Source organism: Aliivibrio finisterrensis (genome assembly GCF_008933155.1).
Taxonomy (GTDB): Bacteria; Pseudomonadota; Gammaproteobacteria; order Enterobacterales; family Vibrionaceae; genus Aliivibrio; species Aliivibrio finisterrensis.
In genome coordinates, this window is sequence record NZ_WBVP01000002.1 from 242,383 (window position 1) to 256,627 (window position 14,245).

General features: G+C 38.9%; 10 protein-coding genes. 3 read left to right on the forward strand and 7 right to left on the reverse strand.

Going from position 1 to position 14,245, the window contains the following annotated elements:
* Nucleotides 1–33: 33 nt before the first annotated feature.
* Genes F8B77_RS02980 through F8B77_RS03000 form a run of 5 tightly spaced genes read right to left on the reverse strand, consistent with a single transcriptional unit; the run spans nt 34 to nt 6,689 of the window.
* On the reverse strand, nt 34–4,446 hold the full coding sequence (locus F8B77_RS02980) for a DUF6701 domain-containing protein (RefSeq protein WP_151653659.1): 4,413 nt from the start codon (nt 4,444–4,446) through the stop codon (nt 34–36).
* Entirely contained in the window at nt 4,439–4,870 is a 432-nt protein-coding gene (locus F8B77_RS02985) for an MSHA biogenesis protein MshP (protein WP_151653556.1), read from the reverse strand. The genes F8B77_RS02980 and F8B77_RS02985 overlap by 8 nt, the downstream gene beginning before the upstream one ends.
* Entirely contained in the window at nt 4,842–5,636 is a 795-nt protein-coding gene (locus F8B77_RS02990; RefSeq protein ID WP_151653558.1) for a PulJ/GspJ family protein, read from the reverse strand. The genes F8B77_RS02985 and F8B77_RS02990 overlap by 29 nt, the downstream gene beginning before the upstream one ends.
* Nucleotides 5,636–6,175 carry a type IV pilus modification PilV family protein gene (locus F8B77_RS02995; protein ID WP_151653560.1) on the reverse strand — a complete coding sequence of 180 codons (540 nt, stop codon included), beginning with the start codon at nt 6,173–6,175 and terminating at the stop codon, nt 5,636–5,638. Before F8B77_RS02995 ends, F8B77_RS02990 begins: the two co-directional genes overlap by 1 nt.
* A complete protein-coding gene (locus tag F8B77_RS03000; RefSeq protein ID WP_151653562.1) occupies nt 6,165–6,689 on the reverse strand; it encodes a prepilin-type N-terminal cleavage/methylation domain-containing protein in 525 nt (174 codons plus the stop codon). The genes F8B77_RS02995 and F8B77_RS03000 overlap by 11 nt, the downstream gene beginning before the upstream one ends.
* Nucleotides 6,690–7,101: 412 nt before the next feature.
* Between F8B77_RS03000 and F8B77_RS03005 the strand changes: the two genes are divergently transcribed.
* Nucleotides 7,102–8,115, forward strand: coding sequence for an esterase/lipase family protein (locus F8B77_RS03005; RefSeq protein WP_244298181.1), 1,014 nt, complete (start codon nt 7,102–7,104; stop codon nt 8,113–8,115).
* A gap of 33 nt (nt 8,116–8,148) precedes the next feature.
* On the opposite strand, the gene F8B77_RS03010 is transcribed toward F8B77_RS03005, so the two are convergent.
* Complete coding sequence (locus tag F8B77_RS03010) at nt 8,149–9,999, reverse strand: M3 family metallopeptidase (RefSeq protein ID WP_151653564.1); 1,851 nt, start codon at nt 9,997–9,999, stop codon at nt 8,149–8,151.
* A 130-nt stretch (nt 10,000–10,129) separates the two neighbouring features.
* Nucleotides 10,130–11,689 carry a methyl-accepting chemotaxis protein gene (locus F8B77_RS03015; protein WP_151653566.1) on the reverse strand — a complete coding sequence of 520 codons (1,560 nt, stop codon included), beginning with the start codon at nt 11,687–11,689 and terminating at the stop codon, nt 10,130–10,132.
* Nucleotides 11,690–11,982: 293 nt separating this feature from the next.
* Between F8B77_RS03015 and F8B77_RS03020 the strand changes: the two genes are divergently transcribed.
* Together F8B77_RS03020 and F8B77_RS03025 are read left to right on the forward strand one after the other, a co-directional pair.
* Nucleotides 11,983–13,353 (forward strand): NCS2 family permease, encoded by a 1,371-nt coding sequence (locus F8B77_RS03020; protein WP_151653568.1) that lies wholly within the window; start codon nt 11,983–11,985, stop codon nt 13,351–13,353.
* Between the two features lie 153 nt (nt 13,354–13,506).
* The gene (locus F8B77_RS03025; protein WP_151653570.1) at nt 13,507–14,181 is read left to right on the forward strand and encodes an NAD(P)H-binding protein; all 675 of its coding nucleotides are present in this window, start codon (nt 13,507–13,509) and stop codon (nt 14,179–14,181) included.
* Nucleotides 14,182–14,245: the final 64 nt, after the last annotated feature.

A 14,245-nucleotide genomic window follows, 5' to 3' on the forward strand; every position in this document is an offset into this window, starting at 1 on the left:
GCTTCCTTATTAATTATGGCTATCTGTATGAACTTAGTTGGTTTGTTCATGGCTCCATATAATACGATCACTTCCGCGATAAATCCCAAAATGAATGGTTGCTTTAATGAAATCTTCAAAAGAATCGTTATTGTCTTGGTCTTGCTGTAGCCAAGGCAGGTTAACTAATGACAAGGTAGGAATGACTTGCCCTTGATTTCCATTTCCTGGGGCTGTGAAGTCCATACTTGTAAGTCCATCATTTATGTTGGTACTAGTTAAACTTGCAGCTGTTGTTCCTTTTCCTACAGGCAAGGCATTTGGATCTTTACCCACATCAAATGAAAAATCAGGTATTGCGAGTACTGTGCAGGAGTCAGCATCATTACGAATAAAGCTACCAGAATCGTAATATTCAGTCTCAATTCTCGATTGAAGTGCATTTAACTCTGAGCCATACGCATCTTCCATTGTTATTCGTCCCCACTTTTGCTGATGCTCAGGCGTGGCAGGGAAATCATAATTAAGGCAATTGCCTGTGGCATTTAACTTATAACAAACGCCATCTTGATCTTCGATGTCTTCAGCAGTAAGCGCTAAAGTGATGGTGTCATTGGTTGGTGATATCGGATCAAACGGTTTGTTATAACGCAGTTTGGCATTTTGCAGTTGTACCTTATTCTGCAGAGGCAATTTAATGACATTACCAGAAGAAGCAAAACCTGCGCGTCGACCAAGGATAGAAAGCGAGTCACTGTCTATCACTTTAATATTGGAAGGTGAAGCCGAATAGGTTCTAAAATCCCACTCTTTGTTATAGCGCCACCATTGGCCGATACTGTAGTTTTGTAAACGACCACCTGTGTATGAGAGAGGCGTTATCTCTAACGTTGGCAAGGTATCAAACACGAACGTTTGTCCCATGTAAGTATAAGTTCTGCAAGCATTTTTGATGGTAGGTTGTTCGGCAGATAAACTAAAATACGCCGGAATAAATCGACCAATGGCCCCCGTATTCGCGGCTTTAATCTGATATGCATTACTGCCTAAGTACTCGATAGGTGGCGTGATTGATATATCAAAAACACCGACCTCACTAATGCTTTGCTTAAACGAATTTGTGCTGTCTTGTTTTGCAGCATGATTATAAGTATTAACTAATAAATTCCCTGTATTGCCACCAATGTTTTGGGCAGGAGCAATAAGTGTGTGGTCTAATATTAAATTATTTTGAGCATAGTTTGGAGTTACTGGATTATCAGTTAAATTGGTGTCGTTATCCTTCTCCCATGCGTGAGCCTTAATGTTTAAGTTAAACTCTTCACCAGCATGAGCGAAAATGGAGCAACTTGTGTCTTCTGATTGACAACGACCGTTAGCATTTGAATTGTTTTTATCGCTTACTGACGCACTTAAGCCAACAGGAAAACTGACAAATTGATCGCTCCCTTCAATATCTTGGCTATACGATTTTGCGTATTTAGCATTGAGTTGCAGTTGTCCGGCATCAATATAATTTAACGTAATTTGAGCCTCATTATTGGCAAAGTTTAACGTGAATGTAGTCGGAGACGCTTCTTGTTTTCCTATCTCATTCCATGAATCATTAACGAGTCCATATAAGCTTGGTGAGCCAATAATATTTGTTTTGCTTGGTGAAATATAATCAGACCATAATTGAATGTTTTTTGTACCAGTAAATGAACTACCACAGCCTTTAATAGTTGCTGTAACGGGTTTATTGGCTAATTTGTCAGGAACAGTAACGGTTAACCCCTCAGATTTGAAATTGAGAGTACAGTTTTGGTTACTTAATGAACCGCCATTAATACTGCATAAGGTGTTGCTGAATGGTTTTGTTGAGGGAGATGAGCTATCAACATTCAAGCTCACATTCCCTTGAGTTGGTTTACCTATGGACAGGTTCGCAATACCATTTTTCATTGTGATATTGTTTCCACCAAGCCAATAACCATCCGCACCTAAGTTACTTGTATTAAGAGTGACATCAATCTCATCGGTAAATAAGCTTGAGCAAGAGGCATCAGCACACGCTCGCAATGTCACGTTAGACACATCGCAAGTAGAGCCTTGCCCTGAGTGGTCAAATTCAAAATGGTCAATTTGCTCTCCAATCGGTTTTGAATACAGAGCACACACTTTGAAATTATCTATTTCATGAGTGTTATATAACTGCCCTGTTGAACCAGTTAAAGACATGATGAAGTTTTCAGGTGTTTCATCTTGATTGTATTGAGAGCTCAGTACATTTATCGGCCCAATGATTTTGTTAAAACGAGGAGTGTTTCCCTTAGGTTCTACACTTCGTTCAACGGTTACATTAGCTGTATTATTACTTCTTGAGTCGATAGTGATACGATAACGATGGGTGTTATAGTTGCCATTATTTCCGTCAATATTTGGAGAAACCTTTTCTCCATCTATATAGTTATATCCAGAGTATTGCTGGCCTGATCCTCGGAGTACAACAGATTGATTGGTAGAGTAAGAGTTGTGGTTTTTTGACCCTCCTTCTTTTGAATAGTTACCGTATTCATCTAAACCAATACCTAGCCAACCACCAGCAAAACCAGGTTTTACCGCTTCTGAGTTCTTCTTGAATCCATAACCTAAAGGACCACCAAATGCGCCTGCTTGAGGGGTTATTTCTGCATCAGAAAATACAATAGCAAGGCCGTCAGCACCATTGCCACCATACGCCATATAATCGAACTCCACCTCTATCTTGTTACCAAGAGCAGGGTATAAATATTGATAAGAAGAAGCCGTTGATTGTGCTCTTCTTGCTTGAGTTAATTGTAATCGACCATTGATTATTTTAGGAATAAAACTGCCACTACTAGAGCTCGTCACCCAATTGCTGTCTAAATTTCCACTATTAAAATTATCTTCATAACAGGTAGGTAAAACCACATCAGGACATGGATGGCGTAGCTCATATAGCTGTTCAATTTGCTCGTCAGATAAGGCTTGATCAAATACGTTTACTTCATCAATTAAGCCATTAAAAGTACGAGTTAGATCATAATCATTACCTACTTGTAGTGGCTGATTATTTACCTGTAAGTGTTTTAGTGGAGAGACGTCTTCAGTGATGGATTTTACTTTTTCGCCATTAATAAAAATCGAGGCTTTATTTCTATCGTGAGCGTTATAGCGAATGGTAACGTGCGACCACTGGTTTTTGGGAATACTTTGTGTCGTCGTTAGGTTCATAGGGTAGCGAGAGTTTTTTAACTCCCAATACCAATTGACTTGGCCATGTGAGTTTAAATGAAATTCATAATTACCATTTTTTGAGACAATGGTATTAAGGCGACCGCTAGAAGGGTATGAGCTTGGGTTTATCCATGCACTGACCGTAATCGTATCTTCATTAGAGAGTTTGCTGTTATTAGGAACTTCAATGTATTGCTGCTGTGATTTATTAAACGATCCATAGCCACAAGTCCCCATCTTGGCTACATCGATAGGCAGGGCTGGGTTGTCTTTTTGAGGAGCAAGGTTATTAATAGCGATACCGTCATAGCCGTTGCCAGAGCTGTCTTTGACCTCTCCAATCGAACCGTTCCACGAGTCTTCATCTAAGCGTAGAGATAGTATAGGGTAAGCTTCTGGTTCTGGTGGCGTTGTCGCTTTATTGATACGGCTATTACCTTCCATAAATAATTTCTTACTAGAGACTCGACCATTGATATGGCTATCATTGTTTAATGAAAGAAGGTTATTCGCATACACATAGCCTTCTAGATAGGCATTGTTATTTAGTTGTATATTATTAAATCCAATAACAGTAAGTGAGGCATTCTGTTCTAGAGTCATTTTCGTATTGTTATTTAGAAGAAAATTATCATAAACAAATAAACGAACACTCCCTGAAATTTTAATGTGCGCGTTGCCGCTGGTAGATATTTGAGTAATCCAGTAGTCGCCGGATAGTAAGGTAAGAGTCACATTATCTTCTAGATCTAAGCTACTAATATAAGTAGTGCCGCTTGAGTTTTTAAAACTAGCGCGACATGAATTACGTAACTCAATACGATTGTATTTCTTTGACTTAAACTCCTCTTGCCCAGAGTTACAGACTTCATTTTTAGGAGAATAGTGAGTTTTAAAATTACCTAGCGATAAAGAAGGTGCAGTATAGCCTGTTATTTCACAAAGTTGATAACTACCATGCCCATCATCACAGCTATTGCTGGGTAATCCGGCTCCTTTATTACTAGAGCAGTAATTTAATGCAGCGCCTTTCGTTTCATTAATCTTTGCTGAGTTATTGAGTTCTAATTGGGCGTACGAGCAACTTTCCCCTGAGCTTTTATGTCCTTGAGCAACATCTGGAAAGTAAGTATTTGGATTAATGGTCGGAAAAGCAAATGCACTCAGTGGCATCAAACATAAGCTAAAGGCTGAAATAATGAGTGAGCGAGAGAAAAGTTTAGTCATCACTGCGAATACCTACTTCAATAATACGTTGCAAGGTGGTGGTTCCAAATTTACATGTTGCTGTACTTGTTAGGTTATACACTTCTCTACCTGAATCTAGTTTGCCAATAGGTGTACATTTTACTTCTGCTGTACATTGCGATAAGCCTTCGCCTTTAAATGTATAAATACTTGCTGGATTATCAGTAGTAAAACAACTACCTGATTTATCCATGTAGAAACGACTGATCTCAATTTGAGAGCCAGATTGAGCTGCCATATTAGTTCGCGTGCCCATAATAGAAGTCACGATATGCGTACTCATTTTCTGTTGGTTCTTCGTTGCCATAAGAGCCAAAAAACCAACAATAACGATAACAAAAACAGTAAGAATAAGTGCTGAGCCATTATGATGACTAAGGCGTGTTTGCGATAAGGACATCATGATCCAACCTCACTTCTTCATTATTGTCACTAAAGACAAATTGCAGTTTTACTAAGCCATTACGCACGAGAGAAGCTTGCTTAACATCAAATTGAACACTTTTGATTTTTTCAGCCATTAACTCACGATCTCCCGCACTTAATTCAGCAGGAGAAAGTTCACTGCGAGACAACGGATAATTTGCATAACGATATAATAGGCTGTCTTCTAAGCAATAAGCCACAGGGGTTTTGTAGGCAAATAAGCGATGGGCAGGGGAGTTTGCCGTAAAACTGGTTTCTTGAGTAAACTCAATTTCTACGGTTGTAGCTTCAGGGGCTGGCGTAAAATCGATATTGTTTTTAACCTCAGCGACGCGATCTACGCCATTGCTTGGTATATCATCAAGTAAGTCTTGAGCATTAATTGGCATAATAACCACGCGCTCTGATTGAACAAAACCATGCTCTGGTAATACTCTCATCGTATTTGCAGATTCTGGTGCTAATGGTAGTGCTTCATAGACTGCGGTATTGGTGATTGGTAACCATTCAATGCATTGTGTTGTTTGGTTGATTTGTACGCTGTTTGGTACGGCATCACGAATTTCTTTGTGCATACGCTCTGTGACAAAACGGCCTTGTAATAGCAACTCTTCACGGGTGGTGGTATCGGCATAAATAGACATGCTGTGCTGAATAATCGCGCTGAGAGAAAGCCCAACAACGGCCAATAAGACAATTGAAACAATCATTTCAAGTAGAGTAAACCCAAGGGAGCGTGTCATTAAAAATTACCTCGAATTACTGAAAAAGCGTAATGCTGACCGGATGGGTCTACCACATCGACAACGATACGCTTTAAGTTTCCGCTGATAGCATCCGGTTTTCCATCTAAATTAGCGTCGTAGAAAACCTCAATAGAAATAGAAAAGTTAGGATAAATACCTGCTAAATCATTGCCTAATACATCTTTTACAGAGCCAGTTAAGTTGTTAAAGTCATCAACATCGTTGTAGAGTGTTCTATTGCCTTTTTCTTTATCTCCGTCTTCACCAAGATAGTCTGGTTCTGTACAGGGAATCTCTGCTGGCTCGCATACAGGTAAACCCCCATTAGGACCACTATTTTGATCAAATTGGCGACCTACAATTTCATCCATTACCGCGGCACCAAGTTCAGCGGCTTTTGTTGAGTACATTAGTTCAGCATTATGTTGTGAACGAGGAACGAGTGAGGTGGTTATGATAATTAAGGCAAAACTCATTAGAACAATTGAGAGAACAATTGAAACCAGGCTAAATCCTTTTTGGTGTTTAGCAAGCATGAATATATCCTTCTTTTTCAATGCAGATTTTAGTTTGTGATTTAGCATTAATGAAAATTTCACAAGTTGTGTTTTTGCACTGCATTACTCGTCCCATTACATCAAAATCAAAAGCAAAAGGTGTTGCTAGTGCATTGTATTGATTCCCTATCTGTAAGGCGAAGTCGGCATTTTGTTTTTCTAAAATAGCCACATAAGTAATGTCTTCGTTTTCAAGATACTCATTACTACGTTGGGTATTTGGAAAGGAGGTGGCGCATTCACTTGTTTTATCAAGGCTAACTTGCTGAGCTCGGTTTGAATTAATTAGCCATCGGTTACAGTAACCGCTTCTATTCATGGCGCGAGTTTGAGTTAAGCGTAATGAACGTAGTAATTCAGTTTGTAATGTATGCGCAGAAACGCTACTAATTCCAGAGAAATAGCTACTTGCGCTAATTGATATGATTGAGAGCAAAATAATGACAGCAATTAGCTCAATTAAAGTGAACCCTGATGTATGGTTTCGAGTCATTTTTTATGTTACAAAACATTAACTGTAAATAGGTCGGTTAGTGTACGGATAAAAGTTTTTAATGGAAGTGAAATAAGCGCTAATCAAATGGATATTTTATGTGATTTATGATTTATTAATGTAAAAATTCATTGTTTTTACTAAATTTTTTTTGCGATTGACTTCAAAAAATTAACTTCATTGAAAATACTCGCTTTTTATAAACTGTCAATGGGTGTTTATTGGTTTTAGAAATAAATAGAAAGAAAGCGTGAGGTGAGCTTTTCACCCCAACTTAGAGTTACTGGGCTGTTACCTTCTTGGCTTTGATCTGCGGCAATAACAAGAGAGCTGTCGAATAGTTTGTTAATGTTCTTCATCTAAGGGTAATAATGGAATAAAAAATACTCTATTATTATTTTATATTGTGTTTATGGATGAACTTAATGAATCAAATCGACTTTTTGCGATGTGCCAGCGTTGGAGTATTCTTCGGTCTGGTTGGTTTTCGTCAGCTTCAGTCAATGATATTGATAAGGTTGAAGAACCAACCATGTTGACCAAACAAACCTTACAGATTGATGGCTTAAAGCATTGTAATAATACGAGTGATAACCGCATTCATTTAAATCCAGATGAACCGTTAACCATTATCGCTCATGATTGCTTCGCTTCTGCTGGCCAATTTAAAACCTTAGCGGATGTCTATGGTTTATATGATCAACAAGCCATTTGTTTTGAATATGATGATAGAAAAAGTTTAGAAGAAACCTCTGGCGAACTGGTTTCTGCCTTAAATAAATTATCAAATGAAAACCCTAATCAATCCCTGCATGTAATTGGACATAGTCAAGGTGGTTTGGTCGCTCGTCGGGCACTTACGGTTGATAGAGAGGATGAGAAAAAAGTCGTTACAAAACAATTGCAACTTACAACCATCTCTTCGCCATTTAATGGTATTGAAATATCGTCACATTGTGGTATCACGCCTTTAAGAATTCTTTCTTTGGGGATTGTCGATTTAATTTGTTATGCAGTTACTGGAGAGAAGTACCAACAGATCCCCCCTAATGCTGACTTTATTGAGCAACCGGGAGAGCTTGTTGCTTCTGTATCTCAACATTTAGTTATCAAAACAGATGAGCGTAATACGTGCCGAAGAACCAATGATGAGGGTATTTGCCTTGAAGATGATTATGTATTCAGCGTCAATGAGCAATCAAATAATCAGGTAGATAATAGGGCTAATACGGATTTGGTAACGGTACAAGCAGGTCACGTAGAAATTGTTGGTAATGGAGATTCTGTGCCGACAGATTTAATTAATATTTTAAAAGATCAACAATTGCTGATTGATAATGGAACTATTGATCAATTAGAGCAAGCGCGTTTAATTGAACAGCTTTATTTTCAAGCTGAGAATTCTAATTTATCTATATTGAAATAAGCAGGGTGGTATAAATAGCACCCTGTAATAAGTTTAACGACCGTATGTTTTCATAATATAGGCTTCAAATTCATCACACATTTTTGTGTTTGAATCTGTATTGCTTGCTAGCGTTTTAGCGCCATCAATAATAGTGATAGAGGCGTTTAATGGCGCTACCTCGGATTGACTTCGAGAAGCTAATTCTGCGATCTTCTCTTGCTCCGACTTCCATGCCTCTTCAACCGATAAATTACACTTATCAGCGAGATACTTTGCGTTAAAACCTTCACCAGTTAAAGCAATAATTGACTCGTTATGGCTAACGCTGTTACCGGCATTCCAATAATGTTTTGCTAATAATGGACCAATCTTAGGGTTGTCGGTTAAGTAACCAAATTTCTCTGTAAAATAAGCACGAGTTTGATATACCGCCATGTGCGCAATTAAATAACCATGGTATGCGCAAGCGGCTTCATCAGAAACCAAGTGCGGGATTGCCATTAATGGACGTGGGCTGCACGCTAGGCCAAGAATGTTCTTCTCTGTTGCACGAGCCAGTGCCGTAATATTTTCTGGTGTTAGCTTTTCATCTGTTAATTGATAAAGCGCTCGTTCAAAATAAGGAACAACGAGAATACTGCGCTCTTGGTATGCACGGAAAGGTTGTTTACTGTCGATCATCGCTTTGATTATTGAATCAGGAACTGAATTGCCATCGGCATCGAGAGCATACTGTTTTAGCCAATCTGCATCTTCTAATAGGCTGTCGCAGAACATAGATTGTGTTTCAGCATAGGCCATTGATGTTGGTGCAAACTCTTGTGAGAAACACGGAGCATTCATTTTTACATTAGAGAAATGTGCAGCATGCCCGCCCTCATGGAATAAGGTGTTCATACCATCATAACCACTGCCTATTTGGTCTGGTTTAGCGTTACTAGTGAAGTTTACTTTTGCAGCAACCCATTCACCTTTTTCATCATAAAAAGAAGGGATAGGACCATGACAGAAACCATTTGGGTATTTGCCTTTACGATCCAATAAATCAAGGGTTAATTCTGCGCCAGAGAATTCGATGTTTAAGCGTCCGAATGATTCAACCCAACGACGCAGCGATTTAGAAAACGGCACATAAGGGTCTAATTCACGCATGACATCGCCAGCAAACGAGAAGATAAAGTTGTGAGCGAGTAACGCATTATTGCCTTTATCTGCGGCGAGTTGATTTAAACTGGTTTGATTACAATCACGAGTACGGACTTCAAAATCATCCAAAATGGCAAACAGTTCATCTGCACTCATTTTCTCTTTTTTGGTGACTGAGTAATCAAAGAAAGTATCAAAACCTTGAGAGCGAGCAAATTTGTTACGCAGTTTAATTAATTCAATAAACCCGTTTTGTAATAGCCATTGCTCTAAGCTCAGAAATGCTTGGTGTGCAGATTGACGGGTACTTTCATCAGAGCTAGTGCGAACAACAGAAGCGAGCACAGGAAGAGAGCCTTCAACCGTTTTGCCTTCTTCGTTTACATACGTCATGGTGTGTTTTTGCTTTTTCTCAAACAGCCCAGCTTCAAACTTAATTAACTCTGACTTTAGAGTTTGAGCTTGTTCAGAGTCAATTGCGTGCGCTTCAAATGTAGCTAACCATCCTTGTAATCCAATTAAGGTTTGTTCTTTTTCAATGCTATCTACAATATTTTCAGCAAGAGAAAGTTGCTCTTTGATTAGTGCAATTTGTTTTGCGTTACTTAGAAAATTGGTCCATGCAGTCTCGGCTTCAGTAGAGCCTTGGTGATCATCACTTAACCCCATATAGGTGTCCCAAAAGAAGTTCTCTTTGGTGCGATGAATTGATAAATAGCGTTGGTTTAAGTCATTAAGATAGGCTGTCGCAGTCATTTTATTCCCTTTAAATCAGTCCTTAGGGCAAAGCCCATGCATCAGGATTATGACATAAATTGAAGAGGTATAGTGAGGTTGGCATAAAAAGCCTAATCTTCTCTTAGATTAGGCTTAATAAATGAGTTGATTAGCTTAATATTCTGAATTGAGACACTAAAGATCCTTGAGAGTGAATCGTTGTTGAAAGTGTCTGGCACTCTTCCATTGTTCCATTCGCAAGATTGGTTGTTTCTAAACTGACATTATTAATCAATTGAATATTGGTATTCATTTCATCTGCTACCTTGACCATTTGCTCTACCGCAACAGATATTTGGGTATTTTGATCTGAAATACGACTGACTTGGTCTAATGATTCTTGCAGTTTATTTCCCGATCTTTTAGCGTTATCAACACACACTTCAGAAAGATCTTTACCTTCTTCTATGGTTTGTACGGCTTCTTGCGTACTTGATTGAATATGCAAAATGATTTCTTGGATTTCTTTGGTCGATTCTTGACTTCTTTGAGCTAGGGTTCTTACTTCGTCTGCCACTACGGCAAAACCTCGCCCCTGCTCTCCGGCACGAGCGGCTTCAATAGCGGCATTTAATGCGAGTAAATTTGTTTGTTCAGCAATAGATTGAATGACCGTTAATGCAGAACCAATGGTATTACCGTGTTCTTGTAATGTACCAATGATAGTAGAAGCGTTGGTCAGTTGTGATACTAGCATTTCAATTGATTTAACTGTGTCGCTCACCGATAGCATACCTTCAGCAGTTATTTGATGTGCATGCTCTGTTGCCCCTGCTGTTGTTTGTACGTTTCTTGAAATATCACTAACAGAGGCACTCATTTCTTGAATTGCATTCGCGACTTGTGCAGTTTCTTTACTTTGAATCGTAATATTGTTTACGGTGTCTTGGCAGTTGCTTGTTGATGATTGTGCTAATGTTTCAATTTTCTCATTTGAATCTTGAATACGACCAATAACCGCATTGATTTCTGATTGGCGCATTTTTAACGCCAGTTCGATCTCTGAAATATCATCAATGTGGTTGGTATAAATTAATTCCATTAATGGGTTATCAAACACTTTTCTGGCTTTAGTCGTTAAGGTTTCTAAACGACGTGTTAACGAATAGGTACTAATGAGTGAGAGCCCAGCAAAAGCAGCTAATCCTAGTAACGGTGACGCTTGAGTCATTGCTGCAGAGATTGCAAAGTTAGGAATAAGAGTTAACGCATAACGTTGCCATAAACGCGTTCTTGGCAGTTTCATTTTTAATGGTTTATTGCCTGACTTTAATACAGCATACACTTTTTCTGCATTTTTAACGTGTTCGCGTGAAGGGCATAAGCGAACAGACTGATATTCTTGAATAGCCCCATCTTTTAAAATAGGAGAGGCAAAAGCGTCAACCCAGTAGTAATTGCCATCTTTACAGCGGTTTTTAACTAATCCCATCCATGATTTTTTTTCTTTAAGGTGAGCCCACATATCTTTAAATGCGTCTGGCGGCATATCAGGGTGACGAACAACGTTATGAGGCTTATTAACGATTTCATCTAATGTGAAACCCGCGACTTCACAAAATTCTTTACTTGCGTAGGAAATATGGCTTGAAGGGGTAGTAATGGATAATAAGTTGTATTCTTTTGGAAACAGAATCTCTTTATTTTTTATATGTATTTTTGACGTCATATCTAATTTTCCTTTATGCATTGGCTGTAAATACCTACCATTTAAAGTAACTATTTATTTCTTATTGTAAGCAGATATTACATCAATTTGCCGTGTATGCGAAATTTATAGAGTGTAGAAATTGGGAGATTAAAATTAAAAACGTTTAACCTAATGATGGATTAAGTTAACTAAAAGATTAGTATTGAGCTCTTACGGTAACGATTGCTTATTTATATTTATCTCAGTTTATGCAAAAATGCGCGCAGAAAATTAACTCCACTTTACAGTTACCTATTTTAAGGAATGTTCTAATGTCGCAGAACAATGTACAGAGTACGGCACCACAATCTAATTTAGATAAAAAACTTGATGGCTTTTTTAAGATCTCTGAGCGTGGCAGCAACGTGAAAACAGAAATGATCGCAGGTCTAACGACATTTTTAGCGATGGTTTATTCGGTTATCGTTGTGCCAAGCATGCTAGGTGCCGCAGGGTTTGATACCGGCGCTGTATTTGTTGCTACCTGCTTAGTGGCGGCATTTGGTTCATTGTTAATGGGATTATGGGTAAATCTTCCAATGGCGATTGGCTGTGCTATTTCATTAACGGCATTCACCGCGTTTAGTCTGGTATTAGGACAAGGGGTAAGCATTCCGGTTGCGCTTGGTGCTGTATTTATCATGGGGGCTTTGTTTACGCTTATTACGGTGACAGGCGTCCGTCAGTGGATTTTAAATAACTTACCTTCAGGCATTGCTCACGGTACTGGTATTGGTATCGGTCTTTTCTTACTGTTGATTGCAGCTGATGGTACAGGCTTAATCGTAAAAAATGCACATGCAGGCTTACCGATTATGTTAGGTGACATCAAGTCGTTCTCCGTTATTATGTCGGTACTAGGTCTTGCTGCTATCTTTGGTTTAGAGAAAAAGCGTGTTCCTGGTGGCATTTTATTAGTGATTGTTGCTATCTCAATTATCGGTTTGATTTTTGATCCAAGCGTCACCTACAACGGGTTCTTTGCTCTGCCAAGTTTAGAAACAGCAGATGGGAGCTCATTGATCGGTTCTATGGATATTATGGGGGCGTTAACACCTGCAATTCTTCCTGTTGTTATTGCTTTGGTTATGACGGCCGTATTTGATGCGACAGGTACAATTCGAGCGTTAGCAGGCCAAGCGAACTTACTAGATAAAGACGGTAAGATCATTGATGGCGGCAAGGCATTAACAGCAGATTCAGCAAGCTCAATGGTCGCAGGTCTTGTTGGTGGTGCTCCTGCGGCCGTTTATATTGAATCAGCAGCAGGTACTGCGGCAGGTGGAAAAACAGGCCTTACTGCAACGGTTGTTGGTGTGTTGTTCTTAGTGATGATCTTCTTATCGCCAGTAAGTTACTTAGTACCGACTTACGCAACGGCTCCTGCATTGATGTACGTTGGCTTACTGATGCTAAGTAACGTCTCTAAGTTGGATTTTGAAGATTCGGTAGATGCATTATCTGGTCTTGTCTGTGCGGTATTCATTATTCTGTCAGCGAACATCGTAACCGGTATTATGATTGGTTTTACGACGTTAGTGGTCGGCCGCGTATTCGCTGGTGAGTTTAAAAAATTAAACGTAGGTATTGTATCAATTACCATCGCTTTGATTGCATTTTATGTCGGCGGATGGGCAATCTAATAATCTTATTTATACAAGCATAAAATTGCTTAAAATTAATATCTTTAGAAGCCAGTGAGAGAGTTCACTGGCTTTTTTTATACAAAAGCAGGACAGCTTGGCCATTAAGGGTTAGGCTAAAAGTATCAGCAATAACGGCTTAAGAAGTAAATTATGGTTAATTCAACATCGATTATTATTGCGGGATCTACCGGTCTCATTGGGCACCATTTATTAAACTTTGCATTGAAGAGTCACGGCATTACTCATGTATACAGTATCAGTCGTCGTCCATTAGATGCGAGCAGCTCAAAACTAGTTCAAATGATAGACTCAGAGTTGAAAATCAATAAAGAACAAGTACAAGAAGCCTCACCAACAATAGGCTTTATTACTTTGGGAACCACGCTAAAAAAAGCAGGCAGCAAAGCAGCATTAAAAGCGATTGATCTCACCTTAGTCGTTAATACTGCCAAGGAAATGTATGACATAGGTGTTAAGCATATTTATGTGGTTTCATGCATCGGAGCATCACCGTCAGCGTTATCTCACTATTTAAAATGCAAAGGACAAATGGAAGCTGAGATATCAGATATTGGGTTTGATAGTGTGACATTTATGCAACCTGGACCATTAGCAGGAGACAGGGATGAGCCAAGAAAAGACGAAGTATTATTACAGGCAGTAACAAGAGTATTCACACCTCTTATGAAAGGCTTTTTACTTAATTATAAGCCAATTGAAGGGGAAAAAGTGGCTCAATTCATGCTCGGTTTGGCTTTAGAAAATAATCAGCAGAGAGGCATACACCGTTATACATCAAAAGCAATGTTTGGATTGCAAAAGTAATTAGTATAAAACAGCCAATGGTCTATTCCATTGGCTTTTGATTATAGGTAATGCAAAATACTGA